This window comes from Flavobacterium microcysteis (assembly GCF_006385255.1).
In the GTDB taxonomy this organism is placed as follows: Bacteria; Bacteroidota; Bacteroidia; order Flavobacteriales; family Flavobacteriaceae; genus Flavobacterium; species Flavobacterium microcysteis.
The window spans coordinates 128,309-148,425 of sequence record NZ_VFJE01000050.1; the positions used below are offsets into that span (position 1 = coordinate 128,309).

The window sequence follows — 20,117 nt, forward strand, 5'->3', positions numbered from 1 at the left end:
GAGATGAAATGTTTAGCCATTTATTATTATTTTAGTGGTCTTGTTTCTCCTAAAAGGAAAGAAACGAAGAAGAAAAAGAAAAACTTAAAGTTATGTATGCATTTTTAAAAAAGAAATATATCATTCCGGTCGTAGCTGGAGGCCTTTTGTATGTTGGAGCGAGTTTCAGAAATGATTTCTTTGAAATTGCAAAACAGATTGAAATATTCACGACCATGTTCAAAACCGTGAACATGAACTATGTAGACGAAACCAATCCAGGAGAGCTGATGGATAAGGCTATCAAGAATATGCTTATGGAATTGGATCCTTATACGGTTTATTTCAACGAACAGGATGTCGTAAAATTCAAGATCAATAACACTGGCGAGTATACCGGAATCGGGGCCATGATCACGAGAAAAGAAGGAAAGCTGATTATCAAGGAACCTTACAAAAATTATCCTGCCGACAAGGCCGGCCTAAAAGCCGGAGATGAAATCATCCAGATTGGCGATGTAAGTCTTTCTGATTTTAAAGATGATGCATCACAGCTTTTGAAAGGAAGCAAAAATGCCAAAATTGACATAAAATACCTCCGTCAGGGCAAAACAAACAATACAACCTTAATCTTAGAGGAAGTTGACCTAAAAGCTGTTCCGTTCTTCTCAAAAGTAGACGACAAAACCGGCTATATTGTTCTTTCTCAATTTAATGCCAAGGCATCACAAGAAACCAAACAAGCACTTGAAAAGCTTAAAGCAGATGGTGCCCAAAAAATAATTTTGGATTTAAGAGGAAATCCGGGCGGATTATTAGGCGAGGCTGTTAATATCTGTAACCTGTTTGTGCCAAGCGGCGAGACAATCGTGACTACAAAATCGCATATCGAAAAACACAATAATACCTACAGAACATCAAGAGCTCCAGTCGACACCGAAATTCCTTTGGTGATTTTAGTGGATGGAAAAAGTGCCTCGGCATCTGAAATTGTAGCCGGAGCTTTGCAGGATTTAGACAGGGCTGTAGTTGTTGGTGCGAGAAGCTTTGGAAAAGGTTTAGTTCAAAGACCTATCGATTTGACTTATGGAACACAAGTAAAAGTAACCATTTCGCGTTATTACACACCATCCGGAAGATGTATCCAGGCATTAGATTATGCACACAAGGATAAGGACGGAAAAGCAATACGTACTGATGAAAAAAATTATACTGCATTTAAGACTCGCAAAGGAAGAACCGTATATGACGGAGGTGGAATCCAACCTGATGTAGAACTGTCTGAAACAAAATTAAGCGCCATTACGGAAGCATTGGTCAAAAACGATGGTATTTTTAATTACGTGACGCGATACTATTATAAAAATCCGGCTATGGGAGACAAAATCCCTACAATTACGGATGCGGATTACACCGACTTTAAAAAATTCCTGAAAGACCAGAAATTTGCTTTTGATACAGAAACCGAGCAATCGATGAAAAAAACGCTTGAGGCTGCTAAAAAAGAAAAAATAGACGAAGACATCAAGGTGGAAGTACAACAGCTGCTTACGGCCCTGCAAAAAAGCGACGAGACCCAATTGAACAAGCATCAGGCAGAAATAAAAGAACTTATTTTGGACGAAATCATCAAAAGATATCAGTACAAAGAAGGCTTGTATCAATATTACACCAAAAATAATTCTGAAATCAAAAAGGCTACTGCCTTGCTAAATAACCCAACAGAATACAACAAAATACTACTGAAATAATGCTTCGCATCCTTAAACTTCTCCCCCTGTTTATTTTTGGATTTGTCTCTGCGCAAGAAGAGGTAGTTCATTCTGTTTATTTCGATACGAATAAATACAATCTGACTGAAAATCAAGTAGACGATGTTCTCAAATTCATACAGTCGACAGATTCTGTCAGGATTGAATCCATAAGCATTTATGGCTATTGTGATGACCGGGGAAAAGACGAATACAATTTCAAGCTTTCTAACAATCGCGCCAATGCTATTAAAGAAAAGCTGATTGAAAACGGAGTCAAAAGCAAGATTATCGTTACTATTGAAGGAAGAGGAAGGGTTTTGATTGAAGATGATATTGATAATATTTCTGAAGTACGCTCCAAAAACCGACGTGTGGACGTGGTGATGAACTTCAAAGAAATTCCTATCGAAAAGCTTGAAATCCCAGGAGTTTACAGCGAAATCCATAAAAACCACGTTGTTGGCGACCGTATCTATCTGGAAAAGTTATTGTTTGAAAAAGGAAGCAGCAAGCTCACGATGAAATCAAAAAATGAACTGGACAGGATGGCACGACAACTCTTAAAATACAAGAACCTGGAATTTGAAATTCAGGGACATGTGTGTTGCACGCCGCCTTTTCACAAAGAAGCCATCGATAAACATACCAAAAAGCGCAAGCTTTCTGTGAATAGAGCCGAAGCAGTGTATAAATATCTGGTTTTCAAAAAAGTGCCAAAAACCAGAATGACATTTAAAGGCTATGGAAATACCCAACCGCTTGGCAAAGGTTCCGATTTGGATCGCCGGGTTGAGTTGGTTATAACCAAAGTTTAAGCCTTTTTCATTTCTATGTGAGGAATACCATCTTCGAGATATTCTTCACTGGTTTGGGAAAATCCGTGGTTTTCGTAAAACTTTTTGAGATATAACTGGGCCGAAATCGTAATTTTTTCTTCACCAAAATTATCCTTGATTGCTTTAATCGCTTCACGGATAAGATCGTGTCCCCATTTTTTATCACGATACTTTTCTTTGACGATAACTCTTCCTATGGAGGATTCGTCAAAATAATCGCCTGCTTTGAAAAGCCTGCAATACGCTACTGTTTCGCCTTCAAATTCGCCAATTAAATGAATTGCTTTCCTGTCTTTGCCATCGATATCCTGATATACGCAGTTTTGCTCCACTATAAAGACCTCGCTACGCAATTCCAGCAAATTATACAGTTCATCAAGAGAAAGCGCCTTAAAAGGCTTTATTTTCCAAATTAGGGACATTGGGTTTGTTTTTATAAAAATGAAATACTTTTAATTATCGACTCTAGTTCGTGTATCAGATCTCTTTGCGGAGTCGATGGCGCATAGCAAAATCCTTCAACGACAAGAATTCTGTTGTTTTTAGGATCAATTATGCTGTAGTTGATAAAAGGTCCGGACATGGTATCGTTTCTCAGTTCCCAATTCCCTTTGGTCTGATAAGCTTTCAGGCCTCCTATGGTTGTATTTAACAAATAGGGCGAATAAGAATCTTCCGTTACCATTTGTGAGTTTTCGGTTGTGCCATGAATGTAGAGTCCTCCAATAGAATCACGCGACTTTATGATGTTGTTAATCGCATCGTCACTTTTTCTGATAGCATGTAAAGGAATCTGGTATATTAAAAGGCTGGAATTTCCACTTTGGATTTCTTTCTTCAGCCATAGAAACTTTTCTTTCTCCAGCACCACCTTATACGTTTTTGGAACCTGAAGCGAAATATTAAATTTATTCTTGAACTTCTTACTATCCATTAACTCCTTTTGGGTCTCTTTCTGGGTTACCTCAATTTCTGTTTGTTGCATCTTTGCAATTATTTCTGCAGCATTTTTCTCCAGTTTGTCAATAATAGAAGCTGTAGAATTTCCTGAAATACGGATGAGGTTTTGAGGCAGGGCATATTGGTTCTCAGAAATATCAAAATCATTTCTGGCCTCTTTTTTTATGTAAAGAATGTTTCTGTTTTTGGCTAACGAACCTTCGAAAGCGTGTAATGGATATTGGTTAATCGTGAAAAGCGGCTCTTCTTGAGGAAGTCCGTCAACAGGAGCGGCAAATTTTTTTCGGATAGTATCCCCTATTTCGCCAATCCAAAGCTTGTCATCAATAAAAACAGCAAGAGAATTTGTATTCCCGATGGATTGCTTATCGGAATTTTTTACTTCTTTTTGGGTGCAGGAAAAGGAAAAGGCCGCTAAAATTACGAGCAGCAGTAGCTTTTTCATTGTGTTGCTTTTTGCAATGGAAAAGCTAAAATCCAAGGAGATTATCCTTGGATTTTAAGCTTCATTCCAGGTTTGATGTTTTCGCTGCTAATATCATTCCATTTTTTGATATTTTCAACTGTAACTCCTGGATATTTTTTAGCAATACTGAAAAGCGAGTCGCCTTTTTGAACAAGGTATTGGTGTACTTTTGCTGAAGATGCAATCTGTTGCTGTGCTTTTTCAGCCTTAGTTTCGATTACCGGAACATTTTCGTTTGGAATCAATTTTAATTTGCTTCCTGAAAGTACATTAGTATCTTCAAGACTATTCCATTCTTTAATTTCTGCAACGGTTACGCCATATTTTCGGGCAATCGAATTAAGATTGTCGCCTTTTTGTACTACATAAAATTCTGATTTCTCATCTTCTTTGTTTTCAGTATCGTCTGCGGCAACTTCTTTAGTTTTTGCTTCTTGCTTTTCAACAGCAGCAATAGCAGTTTCTGTAGTATCTTTGGTTTTAGCAGCTGGCTTTGGAGTTTTCTTAACTACAGTGGTAGCCACTCTTTCGTTAGTTTGGATCTTCAGCTTGGCGCCTAGCATTACATTATTGTTTTTCAAACGGTTCCATTTCTTGATTTCAGAAACGGTAACGCCATATTTCTGAGAAATCTCACCAATATTGTCACCTTTTCTAACCGTATGATATTTTGTCTTAGTAACAATTTTGCTGCCTCTAACAATTTCCGGTTCTTCCGAATAATCTACATAAGGACTTCTCGCCTCTGTTGAAGCAATCGCCGTTTCAGTTGTATTGCCTGTAGGCGATGTTGCTTTTCTGGAAAAATAAGGCTTTTCTCTTTTGTCTTCCTCAATTTGCGCATAAGCATAAATCTTATCCTCATTTGAAGTGAATACTGCAATTTTTGGAACTGGCAATCTCAGATAATGGTTTTTTCCTTTAACGGAAGGAATTACATCTAATTTATAGCCTGGGTTCAAAAGTTTGATTTGCGCTTCCGGAATATCCAACAAGTCAGAAATCTGTTTGAAAGACATTTCACGTTTTACCATAACCGTATCAGTTGCGAAATAGCTAATGGCTGCTCTTTTTGGTTCAATTCCATGTTCTTTATGATATTCATAAATATACATTGTAGCTAAGAAAGCCGGAACATATCCTTGAGTTTCTTTTGGAAGATTTTTTCTGATATTCCAGTAGTTTTGCTGTCCTCCAGAACGTCTGATTGCTTTTGAAACATTACCTGGACCGGCATTGTATGATGCTAAAACCAAATCCCAATCTCCAAATATTTTGTACATATTCGATAAATATTGGCAAGCTGCTTCTGTAGCTTTCAATGGGTCGCTTCTCTCATCAATGTAGGAAGAAACATCCAGATTGTATTGTTTTCCTGTGGCGAACATAAACTGCCAAAGTCCTGTGGCTCCTACTCTTGATTTTGCGTGTGGATTCAAAGCTGATTCTACAACGGCCAAATATTTAATTTCTAACGGAACGTCATATTTGGCAAGGGCGGCCTCAAACATTGGGAAGTAATATTCTGATATCGCCATCAATCTTTCATACGATCTTTTTCTATTTTTTAAGAACGATTTGATGATATTTTCCAATCCCTGGTTGTATTCTATGTTGAAAGGCGACTTAGCGTCCATTTCTTTCAAGCGGGCTTTTAACAAATCAGTAGACAAATCATAATCTACTTTTTCGTCAGGATTTATATGAGCAATATCAAATTCCATTTCTTTGAATAGATCTTGATTGGTCAATTCATCCATCCATTCCTTATCGACACATGAAGCAATTTCATGGTCAACAAATGTGCTTTTTATAGAGTCTAAAACAGATAATTTAGGAGTCGTTATTTGCGGAGCGGTTTCTTGAGAAACGGCATCCTGAGCGAGAATATTTAAGGAGAAAAAGGGTACTAAAAAAAGTGCTATTTTGGTTTTATTCATAACTGAAAATTATAACTTATTATATTTCAAATAATTATGCATATTGCAAACTTAACTTTTTATAACTAACTTTTAAAACGTTTAGTATAAAAATTTTGTTTTTTAACTTATTATTGCATCTATTCCTGGCAGTGATTTTCCTTCCAGCATTTCCAGCATTGCCCCGCCCCCAGTAGAAACATAGCTCATTTTTGGCTCTAAACCGAACTGTTTAACGGCTGCAACAGAATCGCCACCTCCAACAAGAGAAAAAGCGCCTTTTTCAGTAGCTTCTGCAATAAATTCTCCCAAAGCGATGGTTCCTTTTGAAAATTTTTCCATTTCAAAAACGCCTAACGGCCCGTTCCATAAAATGGTTTTGGAATTTAAGATGACTTTCTTGAAAATTTCCAACGATTCCGGACCAGCATCAAGTCCTTGCCATCCGTCAGGAATGTCTTTTACATCTGTTATTTTTGTTTCAGCATCATTTGAAAATGCATTGGCAGCGATAACATCAACAGGCAAATGGATCTCGACATTTTTCTCTTTTGCTTTCTTCAAAATCTCCAATGCCAGCTCCATTTTGTCGTCTTCGCAGATAGAATCGCCAATTTTTCCTCCCAAAGCCTTGATGAAGGTAAAAGTCATTCCTCCACCAATAATCATATGATCGATTTTATCAAGTATGTTTTCAATAACGGTAATCTTTGAAGAAACTTTTGAGCCTCCCAAAACAGCCGTTACCGGCTTTTCAGAATGCTTAAGTACTTTGTTCAGGCTTTCAATTTCTTTAGCCAATAATGTTCCGAAACATTTGTCGTTTGGAAAGAACTGCGCAATAATAGTAGTTGAGGCATGTGCTCTGTGTGCCGTTCCAAAAGCATCGTTTACGTAAACATCTCCTAGTGAAGCCAATTTTTTTGAAAATTCAACATCTCCGGCTTCTTCTTCTGGATAGTAGCGAAGGTTTTCCAAAAGCAGGATTTCACCCGGTTTCAGGTTTTTTGCTGCTTCTTCAGCCACCGGACCAATACAGTCATTTGCAAATTTTACTTCTTTGCCTAAAACTTCAGAAGTTTTTTCCAGGATATGCTCCAGAGAATATTTTGGTTCTTTTGCTTTTGGCCTTCCTAAGTGTGACATTAGGATTACGCTTCCGCCATCAGCAAGAATTTTATCAATTGTTGGCTTTGCTGCTTCAATTCGGGTGGCATCAACTACTTTAAAATTGTCGTCTAAAGGAACGTTGAAATCTACCCTGATTAGTGCTTTTTTGTTTTTGAAATTGAAGTCGTTCAAAGTTTTCATTAGTGGTATATTTTATTTGTTTTTTTATTGGATTCACAAATATATGATTTTTAACGAACTAAAAAATATGAAAACATTTAAAATAAGCTTAATTCATTAGCGAAAACGTTATAATTGGTGAGAATGCACTTAAAGAAAATCTGATTTGAAAATTTTTGTACATTTATTTCTTGTTAAAAATTTCCCAGCCACTTCTATACGATAAGAAAGCCTTTTGTCCCTCATTATCAAAAAAATAATCAATTCTTTGGAAACCTATGAAACACTCTTTCTTATTTGATTTAGATGCAAAATATGTTGTAATCTTCTTGTTTTTTGCCATGCTGCTGGCGATTAACATTGGGTATCGGGTTGGAGTAAAAAAAACAAAAACAGATTCTGATAATTCCGGCATCCTATCTTCGTTATTAGGATTGTTGGCATTGATCTTGGCATTTACTTTTGGAATGGCGGGTTCCCGATTCGAAAACCGAAAGGCAAGCCTTATCGATGAAGCGAATTGCATAGGAACTGTGATACTCCGGACTGATACGTATCCGGATAGTTTAAAAAACGCTTTCAAAAAAGATTTGGCAGTCTATCTTAATTCCCGGATTGCTTATTTTGAATCTGATAGGGATGAAGAAAAAATCAATGCCGCTTTAAGGGAATCTGGAAAAACAAGCGAGTCTTTATGGAATAGAACTTCTTTATGTTCAAAAGACAAGGATTTATTCTTGCCTTCCAATATGATGATTCCGGCCTTAAACAGTATGTTTGATTCTGCGACCACAGCAAACATGGCGTATAACTCAAATGTTCCAGAACCAATCGTTTATCTGCTATTGTTTTTTTCTATTATCATTTCCTTCTACATCGGCTATAGTTCCGGCTTTAAGAAAAAAATAGATCGATTTTATATTTTAGGATTCTGTCTTTTGACTTCAGTCGTGATCTATATAACTTTAGATTTAGACAGGCCAAGGCGTGGCTCCATAAATACGGAAAACGAAATGTTTTTGTTTAATGATTTGAAAAGCAGTTTATAAGTTTTTTTAGCTGTTCATTTTTTTGAAGCTTGCTAACTCTTCATCGTTTTTCCCCTATATTTGTTCCATGCTATTTTCAGAAATCCTAGGACAAGAACATATCAAAAGCCATCTTACAAAAAGCGCTGATGCCGGACGAATTCCGCATGCGCAACTGTTTGTTGGTCCTGAAGGTTGCGGTACATTACCCATGGCTTTGGCCTATGCGCAATATGTGTTGTGTCAGAATTCTGGGGGTGAAAATCAGGGGAAAAATGAGGCCTGCAATTTGAAATTCAATAACATTTCGCATCCCGATTTGCATTTTATCTATCCTACCGTTTCAACCGATGACGTGAAGTCAAAGCCAAAAAGTCTTGATTTTATTGCCGACTGGCGTTCCTTTTTGCTTGAAAACTCATATGGCGGGCTATTCGACTGGTATAAATATCTTGGTGTTCAGAATAAGCAAGGACTCATTCGTGTGGAAGATGCGCAGGAAGTACTGAAATCGCTTTCGTTGAAATCATTTGAAGGTGGTTATAAAATCATGATTGTATGGATGGCCGACAAGATGAATGTCGAAGCATCAAACAAGCTTCTGAAAATTCTGGAGGAACCGCCGGAAAGAACGCTTTTTATTTTGATTTCTGAAGATGAAGAATCTATTATACAGACGATACGTTCCCGCTGTCAGGTATTGCATTTCAACGGAATCCATGAAAATATAATTGCAGATGTATTGGTTTCACGTGAAAATATGGAACCTCGCGAAGCCAAAAAAATTGCACATCAGGCACAAGGAAATTTTAGCAAGGCTTTGCATTTATTGCGTGAAGACAGTGAAGAACAGCCTTTTGAGCAATGGTTTGTTTTATGGGTTCGTGCCGCCTTTCGTGCTAAAGGAAATGCAGCAGCCATTAACGACTTGATTGCCTGGAGTGAACAAATTGCCGGTTTGGGGCGCGAAGCGCAAAAGAAATTTTTGCATTTTTGTATCGAAATGTTCAGACAGGCGTTATTGCTAAACTATCAGGCTTCCGGCCTGGTTTATATGGAGCCGAAAGTTGAAAAATTCAAACTGGAAAACTTTGCTCCTTTTGTTAATGGCAACAATATCAACGATATATTCAAAGAACTTTCCGATGCCGTTTACCATATCGAACGAAACGGAAATGCCAAAATTATCCTCACCGATCTATCTATAAAACTAACCCGATTAATCCACAAAAAATAGTAATCATGAACAACACTGCTTCCATATTGATTTTAGTATTTTTGGCCGTAACCTTTTTACAATCTGGCTATGACAAAGTAATTGACTGGCAAGGCAATGTAGGCTGGCTTAAAGGTCATTTTGAAAAAACATTTATCAAAAACAGCGTACCACTATCACTGATGCTTATTCTTGTTTTGGAAATAGTAGCAGGAATTCTTTGCGTTGCCGGTATCATCCAGATGCTTATGAATAAAGGAACTACGTTTGGTTTTTATGGTTCTGTTGTTTCTGCGGTTACGCTGATTTTTCTTCTATTCGGACAACGAATCGCTAAAGATTATGATGGAGCCAGAACGATTGCTATCTATTTTGTTCCGGCTGTTCTAGGTGTGTTTTTTATGCAATAATTTACTGTGAAGCCCTAAATAACTTCAATTCATCCCAGGTAAATTTATTTCCGTATTTTTCTTTCAATCCGTTGAGAGATTCTTCGTTGTAGCCTTCAAAAGCTTCGGCTAAATCTTGTATTATGCCTTCCGGAAGTACGTCTGATAATGCGACTTTTCCGGATTGGATCAATTTGACAAAGTGAGACACTATGGTCTGTTGAGTTAGTTTGCGTAGACGTGCGATTTCAGGTAAAGAATTGTTTTGCTGCCAGAGTTCGTAGGTTTCCTCTACGGTTGATTTCTTAGGAAGCTTTTTCTCTTTTTTCTTTGGCATATAACGGTTTTCATCATAGTCATCTTCCACCAGCGTAGCATGTGTATTCTTGAATTCTTTGCGAATCGCATCCAGTTTTTTAGATTTATACGATCGTATTTCCTGCGAATCCAGATTTTCTTTACAGATTTCCTGACCTGATGCTACTATTTCTATGAGTCTTTTAGCTTTCATCAATCGCAGCACTGCCTTAGTCTGCAGTTCTTCCAAAGCATATAGTTCCTGAAAAAAGGTTTTTGCTTTTTTAACTCGTTTTACTTCTTCCAATTTCCATAGGATTTCATGTACCAGCTGGTCCATTGGTTTTAAGAAATAATCATGGGCAGCCTGTATTCTTTCCAAAACAAACTGAATATCATGCGTTTCATCAAAAAAGAGCTTATCCAGTTGACGCATGAATTTTGTAGCCGGCTCGGTTAGCGCTCCTATAGATTCTGCCTGCCGTTTTGCCCATTGCATATGCTTTGATTTTTCAGATTTTTCTGCATCCTCGTTGTAGCTATATTGGTGGTTTCTCCATTCCTGTGCAAGTTCTTTCCAATCAAAGCTGTTTTTGAGGTAGTTATGAATAAAATTTTGTGTTTCTTTTTCCAAAGAAGACTGCAGCAGTTCTTCCGAAGCTTTGTTATTGGAATACTGCATGACATCATAATCATTCGAAATGCCATTCATTTGTAGCGGAGAAAGCAAAATAAGCCCTTCTAACGAACGAAGTCGTGACAAAGCCACATACGCCTGTCCGGGAAGAAAAACCTGCGATACATCAAGCGCAGCTTTGTCAAAAGTCAATCCTTGGCTTTTGTGTACCGTTATCGCCCAGGCTAATTTTATCGGATAATGAGTAAAAGTCCCTAAAACATCCTCAACAATTTCCTTGGTATCAGGATCAACAGAATATCTGATATTTTGCCATTCGTATCTTTCTACTTCAATTGTTTTATTTTCTTCAGGAAAATGAACCAGGATTTCTTGCTCAGACAATGATTTGATGGTACCCATTTTTCCATTGAAATAATTCTTTTCCAACGAAAGGTCATTTTTCACAAACATGACCTGGGCCCCTACTTTTAGATTCAGCCTTTCATCTACAGGGTAAATCTTTTCAGGGAAATCCCCGATAATTTCAGGTAAAAATGTCCGTTGCATTTCCTGTAAATCAACCAATGATTGTTCGTTTATAGCATCGGCTTTTGCGTTATGTGTTGTCAGGGTTATATATCCCTTGTTTTGCTTTAGGTCAAAATTCGGCTTTACGTAATGGTTTAGGTTTTTGATATCTTCCGCATCTACCTGATTATTACGGAGATTGTTCAATATCGATATGAATTTATCATCCGTCTGGCGGAAAATCTTTGAAAGCTCAATGTATAAGGGCGGATATTGCTGCATTACGTGAGAATGGAAAAAGAATTTTCCACGGTAATAGTTTTTCAATACTTCCCATTCTTCATTTTTAACAACAGGCGGAAGCTGCAACAAATCGCCAATAAATAACACCTGAACACCACCAAAAGGAAGCTCTTTTCTTCGTATGCTCCTCATTGTAAAGTCAATAGCATCCAGAAGATCAGCACGAAGCATACTCACTTCGTCAATAATCAGCAATTCCATATTCTGGATCACTGATTTTTTAGTACCATTCATTTTAAAATGGCGCTTAAGTGTGTCTTTGGTTTCGAATTTTATGGTGTCAGAAAAGTGCGGTGTCTTGTTGTATTCCGGTATAAATCCCGCAAACGGAAGCTGAAACATGGAATGGATGGTAACACCGCCCGCATTCAGAGCCGCTATACCTGTTGGAGCTACGACCACCGTATTCTTGTGGGTGGATTGTATGATTTCTCTTAAAAGGGTGGTTTTTCCGGTTCCGGCTTTGCCGGTTAGAAATAAGGAACGCTGAGTCTGGTTGATGAATTTCAGCGTATACGATGCTGCTTCAGATATTGGTTGCATTGGCTTGTAGTTTTCGAAATGGAAAAATAGTCAATTTTTCGAAATATTTCCCAAAAAAAATGCCTTCACTCAGGAAGGCATTTTTTAGAATTTATTTTTTCTCTTCAGCTTTTGCAGTGTCCTTTGTTTCTGTTTTTTCTGGAGCTTTATAATTGTCATTCAATTCTTTAACGATTTTCTCAGTAATATCATACCCTTCTTTTGCATAAAGAACCGTTGCAGCATCACCTGTTCCGTAGATATAAGAATAACCATTCTTTTTACCATAATCTTTTATGTATTTTCTCACTTTACTAACTACAGAATCTCTTTCAACAGCCGCTTCTTTTTGTAGTTGTTGGCTCATAGCTTGCTGAGCATAAGTAAGTTGCTGTTCCTTTTTCTGTAACTCTGCTCCTTTTCTTTGTGCCCACTCAGGACCATTTGCTTGTGCATTTCTACGGAAATTATCGGCTTCATCCTGGAATTTTTTAATTTCAAGTTCAAGCTCTCTGCCCATAACTTTCGATTTTTCTTCAAATTTAGCCTGAAGGTCTTTTGATTCTGTATATTCATCCATCAATTTTACAGTATCTATATATGCTGTTTTTTCTGATGTCGTTTTTTCTTCAGCTTTGTTGCAAGAAAATAATGAGATTGCAATTGCAATGGCTACTATTGATTTTTTCATTCTGAGTTCTTTATTTTTTAATTGGGTCAAAAATAGAAAAAAAATGTTACAAATACCCTAAGTGTTAATTTTCGGTTTTTTTCTTTATATAAAATTATTTTATCGTTTAAAAAACGGGTATAAATTCTAACTATCAAAAACGAATTGAAATAAGGCGATTTAAGAGACTTTTAAAAAAAGCCAATATTTTTTCATATTAACCTTAAAAATCTTCCAACATCTGCTTTTATTTTAATTTTTAGCATTTTTTAGCACATAAATATGCGAAGAATATTCAAATTTTTGCTTTGCTTTCCAATTTGACTTCAAACCGATAAAAAAAGCTTTAATAAAATTCATTTTTCCGGTTTTATATTTTTCTGACAAAAGGCTAACATAAAATGAATCGAATTTCATCGGCAAGATTTTTATGAGCTCGATATTTTCGTTTTGAAATAATTTCTTAATTGCTGTTTTTGAAAAATGCCATAGGTGTCTTGGTGTATCAAATGCCGCCCAAAATTCGCCATAGTATTTTGCATCATATGATTTAAAATTAGGTACGGCAATAATTATTGCACCGTTTGGCTTTAGCAATCTTTTTAGTTCTTTTATCTGGCTTTGCAAATCAGGCACATGTTCTAAAACATGCCACATGGTTATAACATCAAAAGAGTGGTCTGCAAAATCAACCGTTTGTTGTTTTAACTCCACTCCTTTTTGACTTGCGATAGATCTGGCTTTTTCGCTAGGTTCTACTCCTATCACATTCCAGCCACCATTTTTAGCTACCAAAAGAAAATCTCCAGTTCCAGCTCCAATATCTAAAAGTGCTCCTTTTTTATCCTGTAAGCCGTTAACCAGGTTTAATTTATTTTTTAAAGCGATATTTTTTATAAAATGGTATGCTTTTTCAAAAAGTGAACGTTTTCCATCAGTATGCGATATATAATCGTCACTTTCGTAATATTTAGAAAGTGCCGCACCTTCTGGTTGAGGTGAAGTAATGAGCATGTCCAAATCTTCATCGTGCAGTAGCTCAAAAATTTCTTTTGAGACAGAGTTATCTTTTACGGTTTGGTAATGCTTATGATTTGCTGAGATCATTGTTTAAATTGGATGTATTCGTCTTTAAGGTTTTTAAGATAGGCTGTTACTTTATTTTGAAACATGGATTTATTGGAGAGGCAATCTTCATTAAATTCATTAATCACTGAGATCGCAATAAATTTTGGCTGGCCTCCTACAATGTTGGCGATATTTTCTTGGTTTTGTACTGCAAAGTTTGAAAAACCAAAATATTTATCAAATTCTGAATTTTCATAGACAATGAGCTTATACTTATCACCATCAATCGGAATCCAAAATTCTCTTGTTAGATAATTATTCAATTTGTACTTGAGGGCGAGAAATTGTTCAAAGGGAAGATTCTTCAGGTTATTTTCAAAAATAAAAGCATTGAGCGGTTTAGTTCCCAAGACTTCTTTCCCGTTTTCAGAAACATAATAATCGTCTATCAGAAAAGCCGGCTTTGTTCCGATGCAGCTTTGTAAAACAAAAATTATCAAAAAAATTGAGACAATTCCTTTGATAATGCGGTTTTGAGTGTTTCGTTCCACGTGAAACATATTATCTTCCCATATGAATTAATAATACAGAAATATCGCTTGGAGAAACTCCGCTAATACGAGATGCCTGCGATAAAGTCACCGGGCGTATCTTTTTGAACTTTTCACGAGCTTCATGCGACAATGATTTTATCTTATCATAATCGAATGCTTCTGGAATCTTTACATCTTCCAAACGTGTTAGTTTATCAGCATTGTTTTTTTCTTTTTCGATATAGCCAGAATATTTAACCTGTATTTCGGCTTGCTCTAATACTTCTTTATCAAGATTGTTGTCTTGTACATATTGCGCCACCTTTTCAAATTTCAGAATATCTTCTAAATCGATTTGTGGACGAGAAAAAACTTTAAACATTTTATCTGGCTGTGAAATCAGTGCTGAACCTTTTTCTTCCAAAATAGGGTTTGTTTCTGCAACTGTCACACTAGTCTCTTTAAAGAAATTAACCATCGCTTCTGATTCGTTCAATTTCTTCTCCATTCTACGCATACGAGACTCCGAAGCCAAGCCAATCTCAAAGGATTTTGGCGTTAAACGGAAATCTGCGTTATCTTGACGCAATAAAGTGCGGTATTCTGCTCTGGAAGTAAACATACGGTATGGCTCTTCTGTTCCCTTTGTAATCAGGTCATCAATAAGAACTCCGATATACGCTTCATCTCTTCTCAAAATTAAAGGCTCTTTTTCATGCACTTTTAAATGCGCATTGATACCAGCCATTAATCCTTGTGAAGCTGCTTCTTCATAACCTGTAGTTCCGTTAATCTGTCCGGCGAAATACAAACCTTCAACCAATTTTGTTTCCAGTGTATGTTTTAACTGCGTAGGTGGGAAATAATCATATTCGATAGCATATCCAGGACGGAAGAATTTCACATTTTCAAAACCTACCACAGAACGAAGTGCTTTGAACTGTACTTCTTCCGGAAGCGATGTAGAGAAACCATTTACATACACTTCAACCGTATTCCATCCTTCAGGTTCTACAAACAATTGATGTCTTTCTTTATCTGCAAAACGGTTTATCTTATCTTCTATCGACGGACAATATCTTGGCCCAAGGCTTTTGATTCTTCCATTAAACATTGGAGAACGATCAAATCCTTCACGAAGCAAATCATGTACCTGTAACGACGTATAGGTCATGAAACATGATTTTTGATGTGCCAACGGCTTTGTTTCGTCAGAATAGGAGAACTTATCCGGGTTTACATCACCTGGTTGTTCTTCCATCTTAGAATAGTCTAAAGAACGTCCATCAACACGTGGTGGCGTTCCTGTTTTCATTCTTCCTGAAGTAAATCCGGCACGAACTAAATCTTCAGTGATTCCATAGGCGGCTCCTTCTCCTGCTCTACCTCCGCCAAATTGTTTTTCTCCAATATGAATCAATCCATTCAGGAAAGTTCCATTTGTCAGAACAACTGACTTGGCTTTTATTTCAATTCCGAGCGAGGTCTTGATTCCTTTTATCTTGCCATCTTCAATGATCAAACCTTTCACCATTTCTTGATAGAAATCAAGATTTGGCGTTCTTTCTAACATCAATCTCCATTCTTCAGCAAAACGCATTCTGTCGCTCTGAACTCTTGGCGACCACATGGCAGGACCTTTTGATTTGTTGAGCATCTTGAACTGTATGGCCGTTTTGTCTGAAATGATTCCAGAGTATCCGCCCAAAGCATCAATTTCTCTTACGATTTGTCCTTTTGCTATTCCTCCCATTGCTGGATTACACGACATCTGGGCTATGTTCTGCAAGCTCATTGTGACCAATAAGGTTTTCGAACCCAAATTGGCCGCTGCCGCGGCCGCTTCTGAACCAGCGTGTCCGGCTCCAACAACAATCACATCGTAGATTTCTTGAAACATTTTTTATCCTCTCTTTACGATTTTGGAGAACCAAAATCTTATTGTGTTCCACGTGGAACGTTTAGTAATTTTTAATTCTTTTGGAAGAGATGTTTAAGCTATTGTTTCACGTGGAACATCGCTATCTTTTCATCTTCTTTTGAGCGCATCTTCAACTCGTCTGCTTCAGACTTATCCTTGTATCCTGCAAAGTGTAATATCCCATGGGCAAGTACTCTTTTCAACTCTTCATCGAAACTCACATTGAAGTCTTTTGCATTATCTGCTACTCTTTCAATGGAGACGAAGATGTCACCATGCAATTCATTCCCTATGGAATAATCAAAACTAATGATGTCTGTTAAGGTATCGTGGTCAAGATATTTGACATTGATTTCATGCAAGTATTCATCATCACAAAAGATATAATTGATATCTCCTTCTTTCTTGGATTCCGAAACTATAACCTCTGAAAGCCACTTTTCAATTTCATTTTCATTAGGCAATTCAAACTCGGTTTCGTAATTAAAACTAATCATCTTTTCTAAAATATTCTTGAACCTTCTGGTTAAAATTTGGCCGCAAAGGTAGTGTTTGTCTGTTTAATATTTCAATACTATTTAAATATTGCTTTAAGGCAGGAGAAATAGCATTCGTTTGGTTATTGTAATCTTTTGTGTTGGTTTGCGACTGGCGTTTCTTTTCTTCTCCTTGCTGCTGTATCGCATTATCCAACTTCAATAATTCGTGTTTTAGATTCAGCATCTTTTGAAGTGTTTCGTTTTTGAAACCTTTGTTCAACAAATCCTTTTCAATTTGCTTCATTTGGTTGAGTGCGTTTTGTCCGTTACCACCCATACCTTCTTTCTCTAATGCTTTTTGCAAAGCTTCACGCAAGCGTTGCTGCTCTTTGTAAATCTCTAATATTTCACCTGCATTACCTTCACCATCTTCACCACCTACTCCTTCTTTGTTTCCGCTCTTGGCATTCTTCCCTTTTCCTTCCTTACCCGGTTTTCCATCTTTACCTTCACTACCTTCACCTGGTTTTTCTCCTTTCTTCATTCCATCTTTCATCTTCTCACCAAGTCCTTGTTGCTTCTGAATAATATCCGGAAGCTGCATTCCCTGACCTTGTCCCTGCTTAGGCTTGCCAGCACCAGAACCCGACATTTGCATCTGCATTTGCATATTGGTTAAGATCTCGCTTAAGAAATCCGCAAGCTTGTTGGATGATGATACCGCATACTGCTGGTGTGAAACTCCTTTTTGAACTTGGGCATCGGATAGGGTTTCTAAAGCCTTATCAACATTGTAATGTACGTTACCAATTTCCGTTGTAATATTCTCACCTATCTTAGGGTTTCTCAATGACATTGCAAACAAACTATCATCAACATGTTTAAATTGTTGTTTTAAATCCTGTTGGATTTTTAGGTTTTTATTGAACGAAAGCGAACCCTTTTTGAGGCCTTTGAAATTCTTCATCAGGTCTTCCTGCGAAAACGAGTAAGCCAATAAGTTATCAAGGATCTGACGTAGCATTTTCACATCCTCTTCCATCTGTTCCATTTCACCTCCGGCCATACTTTCCATCATAGCGCCACTCATCTGCTTCATCTTTTGGGCAGCACTTTTTTGTTTTGGCTTGGCTTTTCCTTTCTGGTCTTTTTTTAATTCATCCGATGCTTTCTTTAAATCCTCATCGATACTCTTTTCCGTTTGCTCATCTTTTGGCAGATCAATCGGTTTTTTTAATTGCTCATTATCCTTTTCAAGCTGGTCTAATTCCTTTTGAATCTTATCGAATTCCTTATTAATTTCTTCCTGGTTTTCGACAGAATTTTCTTTATCTTTATTTGATAAGGCATCTTGCTTTTCTGAAAGCTTATCCAATTTTTCAGCTAACTGTTCCGCCTTTTTCTCTACATAATATTTCTTAGTAAGCTCTACCAATTGTTCAAGATTCTTAGTCTGGCTTTTTGAGCTTTGTTTGAATTTGTCAATCTTTTCAAACAGTTCTTCTTCACGTAGTTTTTCAGATAATTTCTGCAACTCATCTAATAACTTTTCATTCTTTTCAATTTCTTTTTCAGCTTTATCAAGACGTTCTTTCAGTTCTTCTTTGAACTCATCTTTCTTATCCGTCTTAAACTTATCAAGGTTGTCTTCCATCTTTTTGGAAAACTCTTTCATCATTTGCTCTTGTTGTTTTTGGCGTTGGATAAAGTCATTTACCTTTTGCTGATCTTTAAATTCAAGGTTGGTTTTTTCCTTACCTAACTTTTGCAGTTTATCAATTTCAGATAATTGTTTGTCTTGATTTTTAATTGACTTTTCTAAGCTGTTGATATTGTCATTTTGCTGTTGCAAATTCTGCTCTTCTTTTTCTTCAATTGTAGCTAACCTATCTGAGAAAACAGAAGATTTAGTAGACTTGAAACCATGTAAGGCATCGTTATCAAAAACTTCAAAATAATATTCATAGGAAACTCCTTGTTCTACCGGAAGCTGACCTGGAAAAGAAAAAATGAACTGATCAAAAACATCTTTTTTAACCGGCAAAGCCATCTTCTTTGCTTCGTTGGTTTTGCTTTTCGGGTAGAAAACAATCTGTAATTTAGACAATCCGTTATCATCTGAAACTTGTCCTACAATAACATTCTGGTTTAGCTTAAGGCTATCTGGTGCATTGTTTACGGTAATGGTTGGAAACTGGTCTTTGATAACAGAAATCTGATAATTCAACTTTTCATAATGCTTTACTTTAGCATTTGAAGTCAAAATTTGATAATCTGTGTTCTGAAGAATGCTTTTTGTAATCTGAAATGTGTTTTCGTTAGAAGAAAATGGTGTAATCGTTTTTAAATCAGACCATTCCACAGACTTTGTTGCTAAAGTAGCTACTTTCCAGGTCACTTTTGTCCCTTCTGGTACAATTGCGTTTCCAGAACCTTGAATTGTTTCCGATTTCTTATTCAAATAGGATGGGAAATTCAAAACCATTTCAAAATTGGCAATGGTTGGAACGGCTACAACAGCCAGTTCATAATCTTTAGTTGTTACCTGATTGGCTTCTATATGAAACTTTATGTTTTTAGATGGCCTGGTAAACTTGTATTCAAAAACTCCTGTTTTAAGACTTTGCATAAAATAGCTTTCTCCATCTATGAAAATCATCGCATTTTCAGGAACAACCTTTCCTTGTGATTTTACCTGAAGTACAAAATCATTTCCCTGTTCAGTTTGCAAAGAAGGATTCACAATCTGGAAAGCAAATGGAGCCGGCGGTGAAAAACGTTCGTTATAACGCACTACCCTATTGAAACTTTGCGTAATCATATCACTGTTACCGGATATCATAAAGAAAGCAAAAAACAGAATTGGAATAATTGCCCAAGGAAGGTATTTAACGTTGCCTTTGAAATTAATAGCGTTTCCAAAAGGAATTGGGTTTAAGGTCTGTGCTTTTTGGTCGATTGAAGCCAACAATAATTCCGACTGGTTGTTGTCATTCGACAATTGAAGGAAGTTTTTCAGTTTGTCATCAACTTCAGAAAAATGACTGCCTATGATTGCCGATGCTTCTTCATAGTTAATTCCCTTTTGAAGCTTGAACAGCTTGAAAATTGGAAATAGGATAAAACGTAATAAAAGGAAAAGTTCCACGGCAACAAATGCCCAAAACAGGATTGTCCTGCCCATAGGTTTCAGCCAAAGGAAATATTCGACAAAAAGCGTAAACAGCAAATACAATAATCCTAACCCAACAAAGAAAATCAATCCTTTGAGGAGTTCGTTCGCATAATACTTCTTGATAAATGCTTCTAATTTGTCGTATATCAGTGTTTTATTTTCCAA

Annotated in this window: 16 protein-coding genes; 5 read left to right on the top strand and 11 right to left on the bottom strand. The window is 36.8% G+C overall.

What is annotated here, in order from left to right; translation table 11 throughout:
* Window positions 1–92 precede the first annotated feature (92 nt).
* Window positions 93–1,730, top strand: a complete 1,638-nt coding sequence (locus tag FJA49_RS03265; RefSeq protein WP_139998818.1) for a S41 family peptidase — start codon at window positions 93–95, stop codon at window positions 1,728–1,730.
* Window positions 1,730–2,548: an OmpA family protein gene (locus FJA49_RS03270; RefSeq protein ID WP_139998820.1), complete on the top strand. Its 819-nt coding sequence runs from the start codon at window positions 1,730–1,732 to the stop codon at window positions 2,546–2,548. The genes FJA49_RS03265 and FJA49_RS03270 overlap by 1 nt, the downstream gene beginning before the upstream one ends.
* Here FJA49_RS03270 and FJA49_RS03275 read toward each other — a convergent pair.
* The 4 genes from FJA49_RS03275 to FJA49_RS03290 all read right to left on the bottom strand — a co-directional run bounded on the left by FJA49_RS03275 (window position 2,545) and on the right by FJA49_RS03290 (window position 7,225).
* Window positions 2,545–2,991 carry a GNAT family N-acetyltransferase gene (locus tag FJA49_RS03275; protein ID WP_139998822.1) on the bottom strand — a complete coding sequence of 149 codons (447 nt, stop codon included), beginning with the start codon at window positions 2,989–2,991 and terminating at the stop codon, window positions 2,545–2,547. The genes FJA49_RS03270 and FJA49_RS03275 overlap by 4 nt on opposite strands.
* Before the next feature lie 11 nt (window positions 2,992–3,002).
* A complete protein-coding gene (locus tag FJA49_RS03280) occupies window positions 3,003–3,974 on the bottom strand; it encodes a DUF4837 family protein (RefSeq protein ID WP_139998824.1) in 972 nt (323 codons plus the stop codon).
* A gap of 41 nt (window positions 3,975–4,015) precedes the next feature.
* Window positions 4,016–5,935 carry a LysM peptidoglycan-binding domain-containing protein gene (locus FJA49_RS03285; protein WP_139998826.1) on the bottom strand — a complete coding sequence of 640 codons (1,920 nt, stop codon included), beginning with the start codon at window positions 5,933–5,935 and terminating at the stop codon, window positions 4,016–4,018.
* 102 nt (window positions 5,936–6,037) lie between these two features.
* Window positions 6,038–7,225, bottom strand: a complete 1,188-nt coding sequence (locus FJA49_RS03290) for a phosphoglycerate kinase (RefSeq protein ID WP_139998828.1) — start codon at window positions 7,223–7,225, stop codon at window positions 6,038–6,040.
* Window positions 7,226–7,482: 257 nt separating this feature from the next.
* On the opposite strand from FJA49_RS03290, the gene FJA49_RS03295 reads away from it, so the two are divergent.
* The 3 genes from FJA49_RS03295 to FJA49_RS03305 all read left to right on the top strand — a co-directional run bounded on the left by FJA49_RS03295 (window position 7,483) and on the right by FJA49_RS03305 (window position 9,858).
* Window positions 7,483–8,253, top strand: coding sequence for a hypothetical protein (locus FJA49_RS03295; RefSeq protein WP_139998830.1), 771 nt, complete (start codon window positions 7,483–7,485; stop codon window positions 8,251–8,253).
* Window positions 8,254–8,320: 67 nt separating this feature from the next.
* Window positions 8,321–9,469 carry a DNA polymerase III subunit gene (locus FJA49_RS03300; RefSeq protein WP_139998832.1) on the top strand — a complete coding sequence of 383 codons (1,149 nt, stop codon included), beginning with the start codon at window positions 8,321–8,323 and terminating at the stop codon, window positions 9,467–9,469.
* 5 nt (window positions 9,470–9,474) lie between these two features.
* Window positions 9,475–9,858, top strand: a complete 384-nt coding sequence (locus tag FJA49_RS03305; protein ID WP_139998834.1) for a DoxX family membrane protein — start codon at window positions 9,475–9,477, stop codon at window positions 9,856–9,858.
* A 1-nt stretch (window position 9,859) separates the two neighbouring features.
* On the opposite strand, the gene FJA49_RS03310 is transcribed toward FJA49_RS03305, so the two are convergent.
* From FJA49_RS03310 to FJA49_RS03340, 7 genes are all read right to left on the bottom strand, one after another.
* Entirely contained in the window at window positions 9,860–12,127 is a 2,268-nt protein-coding gene (locus tag FJA49_RS03310) for a helix-turn-helix domain-containing protein (RefSeq protein ID WP_139998836.1), read from the bottom strand.
* A 91-nt stretch (window positions 12,128–12,218) separates the two neighbouring features.
* Window positions 12,219–12,797 (bottom strand): OmpH family outer membrane protein, encoded by a 579-nt coding sequence (locus FJA49_RS03315; RefSeq protein ID WP_139998838.1) that lies wholly within the window; start codon window positions 12,795–12,797, stop codon window positions 12,219–12,221.
* A gap of 231 nt (window positions 12,798–13,028) precedes the next feature.
* The gene (locus tag FJA49_RS03320; RefSeq protein ID WP_139998840.1) at window positions 13,029–13,883 is read right to left on the bottom strand and encodes a class I SAM-dependent methyltransferase; all 855 of its coding nucleotides are present in this window, start codon (window positions 13,881–13,883) and stop codon (window positions 13,029–13,031) included.
* A complete protein-coding gene (locus tag FJA49_RS03325) occupies window positions 13,880–14,395 on the bottom strand; it encodes a hypothetical protein (RefSeq protein ID WP_139998842.1) in 516 nt (171 codons plus the stop codon). Before FJA49_RS03325 ends, FJA49_RS03320 begins: the two co-directional genes overlap by 4 nt.
* A gap of 10 nt (window positions 14,396–14,405) precedes the next feature.
* Entirely contained in the window at window positions 14,406–16,277 is a 1,872-nt protein-coding gene (gene mnmG, locus FJA49_RS03330; RefSeq protein WP_139998844.1) for a tRNA uridine-5-carboxymethylaminomethyl(34) synthesis enzyme MnmG, read from the bottom strand.
* 98 nt (window positions 16,278–16,375) lie between these two features.
* Window positions 16,376–16,795: an rRNA maturation RNase YbeY gene (gene ybeY / locus FJA49_RS03335; RefSeq protein ID WP_139998846.1), complete on the bottom strand. Its 420-nt coding sequence runs from the start codon at window positions 16,793–16,795 to the stop codon at window positions 16,376–16,378.
* Complete coding sequence (locus tag FJA49_RS03340) at window positions 16,788–20,117, bottom strand: DUF4175 family protein (protein WP_139998848.1); 3,330 nt, start codon at window positions 20,115–20,117, stop codon at window positions 16,788–16,790. The genes ybeY and FJA49_RS03340 overlap by 8 nt, the downstream gene beginning before the upstream one ends.

What these genes read in the sequence shown, in the direction of transcription:
- FJA49_RS03265 (WP_139998818.1), top strand. Translation starts at nt 93, where the DNA reads ATGTATGCATTTTTAAAAAAGAAATATATCATTCCGGTCGTAGCTGGA.
- FJA49_RS03270 (WP_139998820.1), top strand. Translation starts at nt 1,730, where the DNA reads ATGCTTCGCATCCTTAAACTTCTCCCCCTGTTTATTTTTGGATTTGTC.
- FJA49_RS03275 (WP_139998822.1), bottom strand. Translation starts at nt 2,991, where the DNA reads ATGTCCCTAATTTGGAAAATAAAGCCTTTTAAGGCGCTTTCTCTTGAT.
- FJA49_RS03280 (WP_139998824.1), bottom strand. Translation starts at nt 3,974, where the DNA reads ATGAAAAAGCTACTGCTGCTCGTAATTTTAGCGGCCTTTTCCTTTTCC.
- FJA49_RS03285 (WP_139998826.1), bottom strand. Translation starts at nt 5,935, where the DNA reads ATGAATAAAACCAAAATAGCACTTTTTTTAGTACCCTTTTTCTCCTTA.
- FJA49_RS03290 (WP_139998828.1), bottom strand. Translation starts at nt 7,225, where the DNA reads ATGAAAACTTTGAACGACTTCAATTTCAAAAACAAAAAAGCACTAATC.
- FJA49_RS03295 (WP_139998830.1), top strand. Translation starts at nt 7,483, where the DNA reads ATGAAACACTCTTTCTTATTTGATTTAGATGCAAAATATGTTGTAATC.
- FJA49_RS03300 (WP_139998832.1), top strand. Translation starts at nt 8,321, where the DNA reads ATGCTATTTTCAGAAATCCTAGGACAAGAACATATCAAAAGCCATCTT.
- FJA49_RS03305 (WP_139998834.1), top strand. Translation starts at nt 9,475, where the DNA reads ATGAACAACACTGCTTCCATATTGATTTTAGTATTTTTGGCCGTAACC.
- FJA49_RS03310 (WP_139998836.1), bottom strand. Translation starts at nt 12,127, where the DNA reads ATGCAACCAATATCTGAAGCAGCATCGTATACGCTGAAATTCATCAAC.
- FJA49_RS03315 (WP_139998838.1), bottom strand. Translation starts at nt 12,797, where the DNA reads ATGAAAAAATCAATAGTAGCCATTGCAATTGCAATCTCATTATTTTCT.
- FJA49_RS03320 (WP_139998840.1), bottom strand. Translation starts at nt 13,883, where the DNA reads ATGATCTCAGCAAATCATAAGCATTACCAAACCGTAAAAGATAACTCT.
- mnmG (WP_139998844.1), bottom strand. Translation starts at nt 16,277, where the DNA reads ATGTTTCAAGAAATCTACGATGTGATTGTTGTTGGAGCCGGACACGCT.
- ybeY (WP_139998846.1), bottom strand. Translation starts at nt 16,795, where the DNA reads ATGATTAGTTTTAATTACGAAACCGAGTTTGAATTGCCTAATGAAAAT.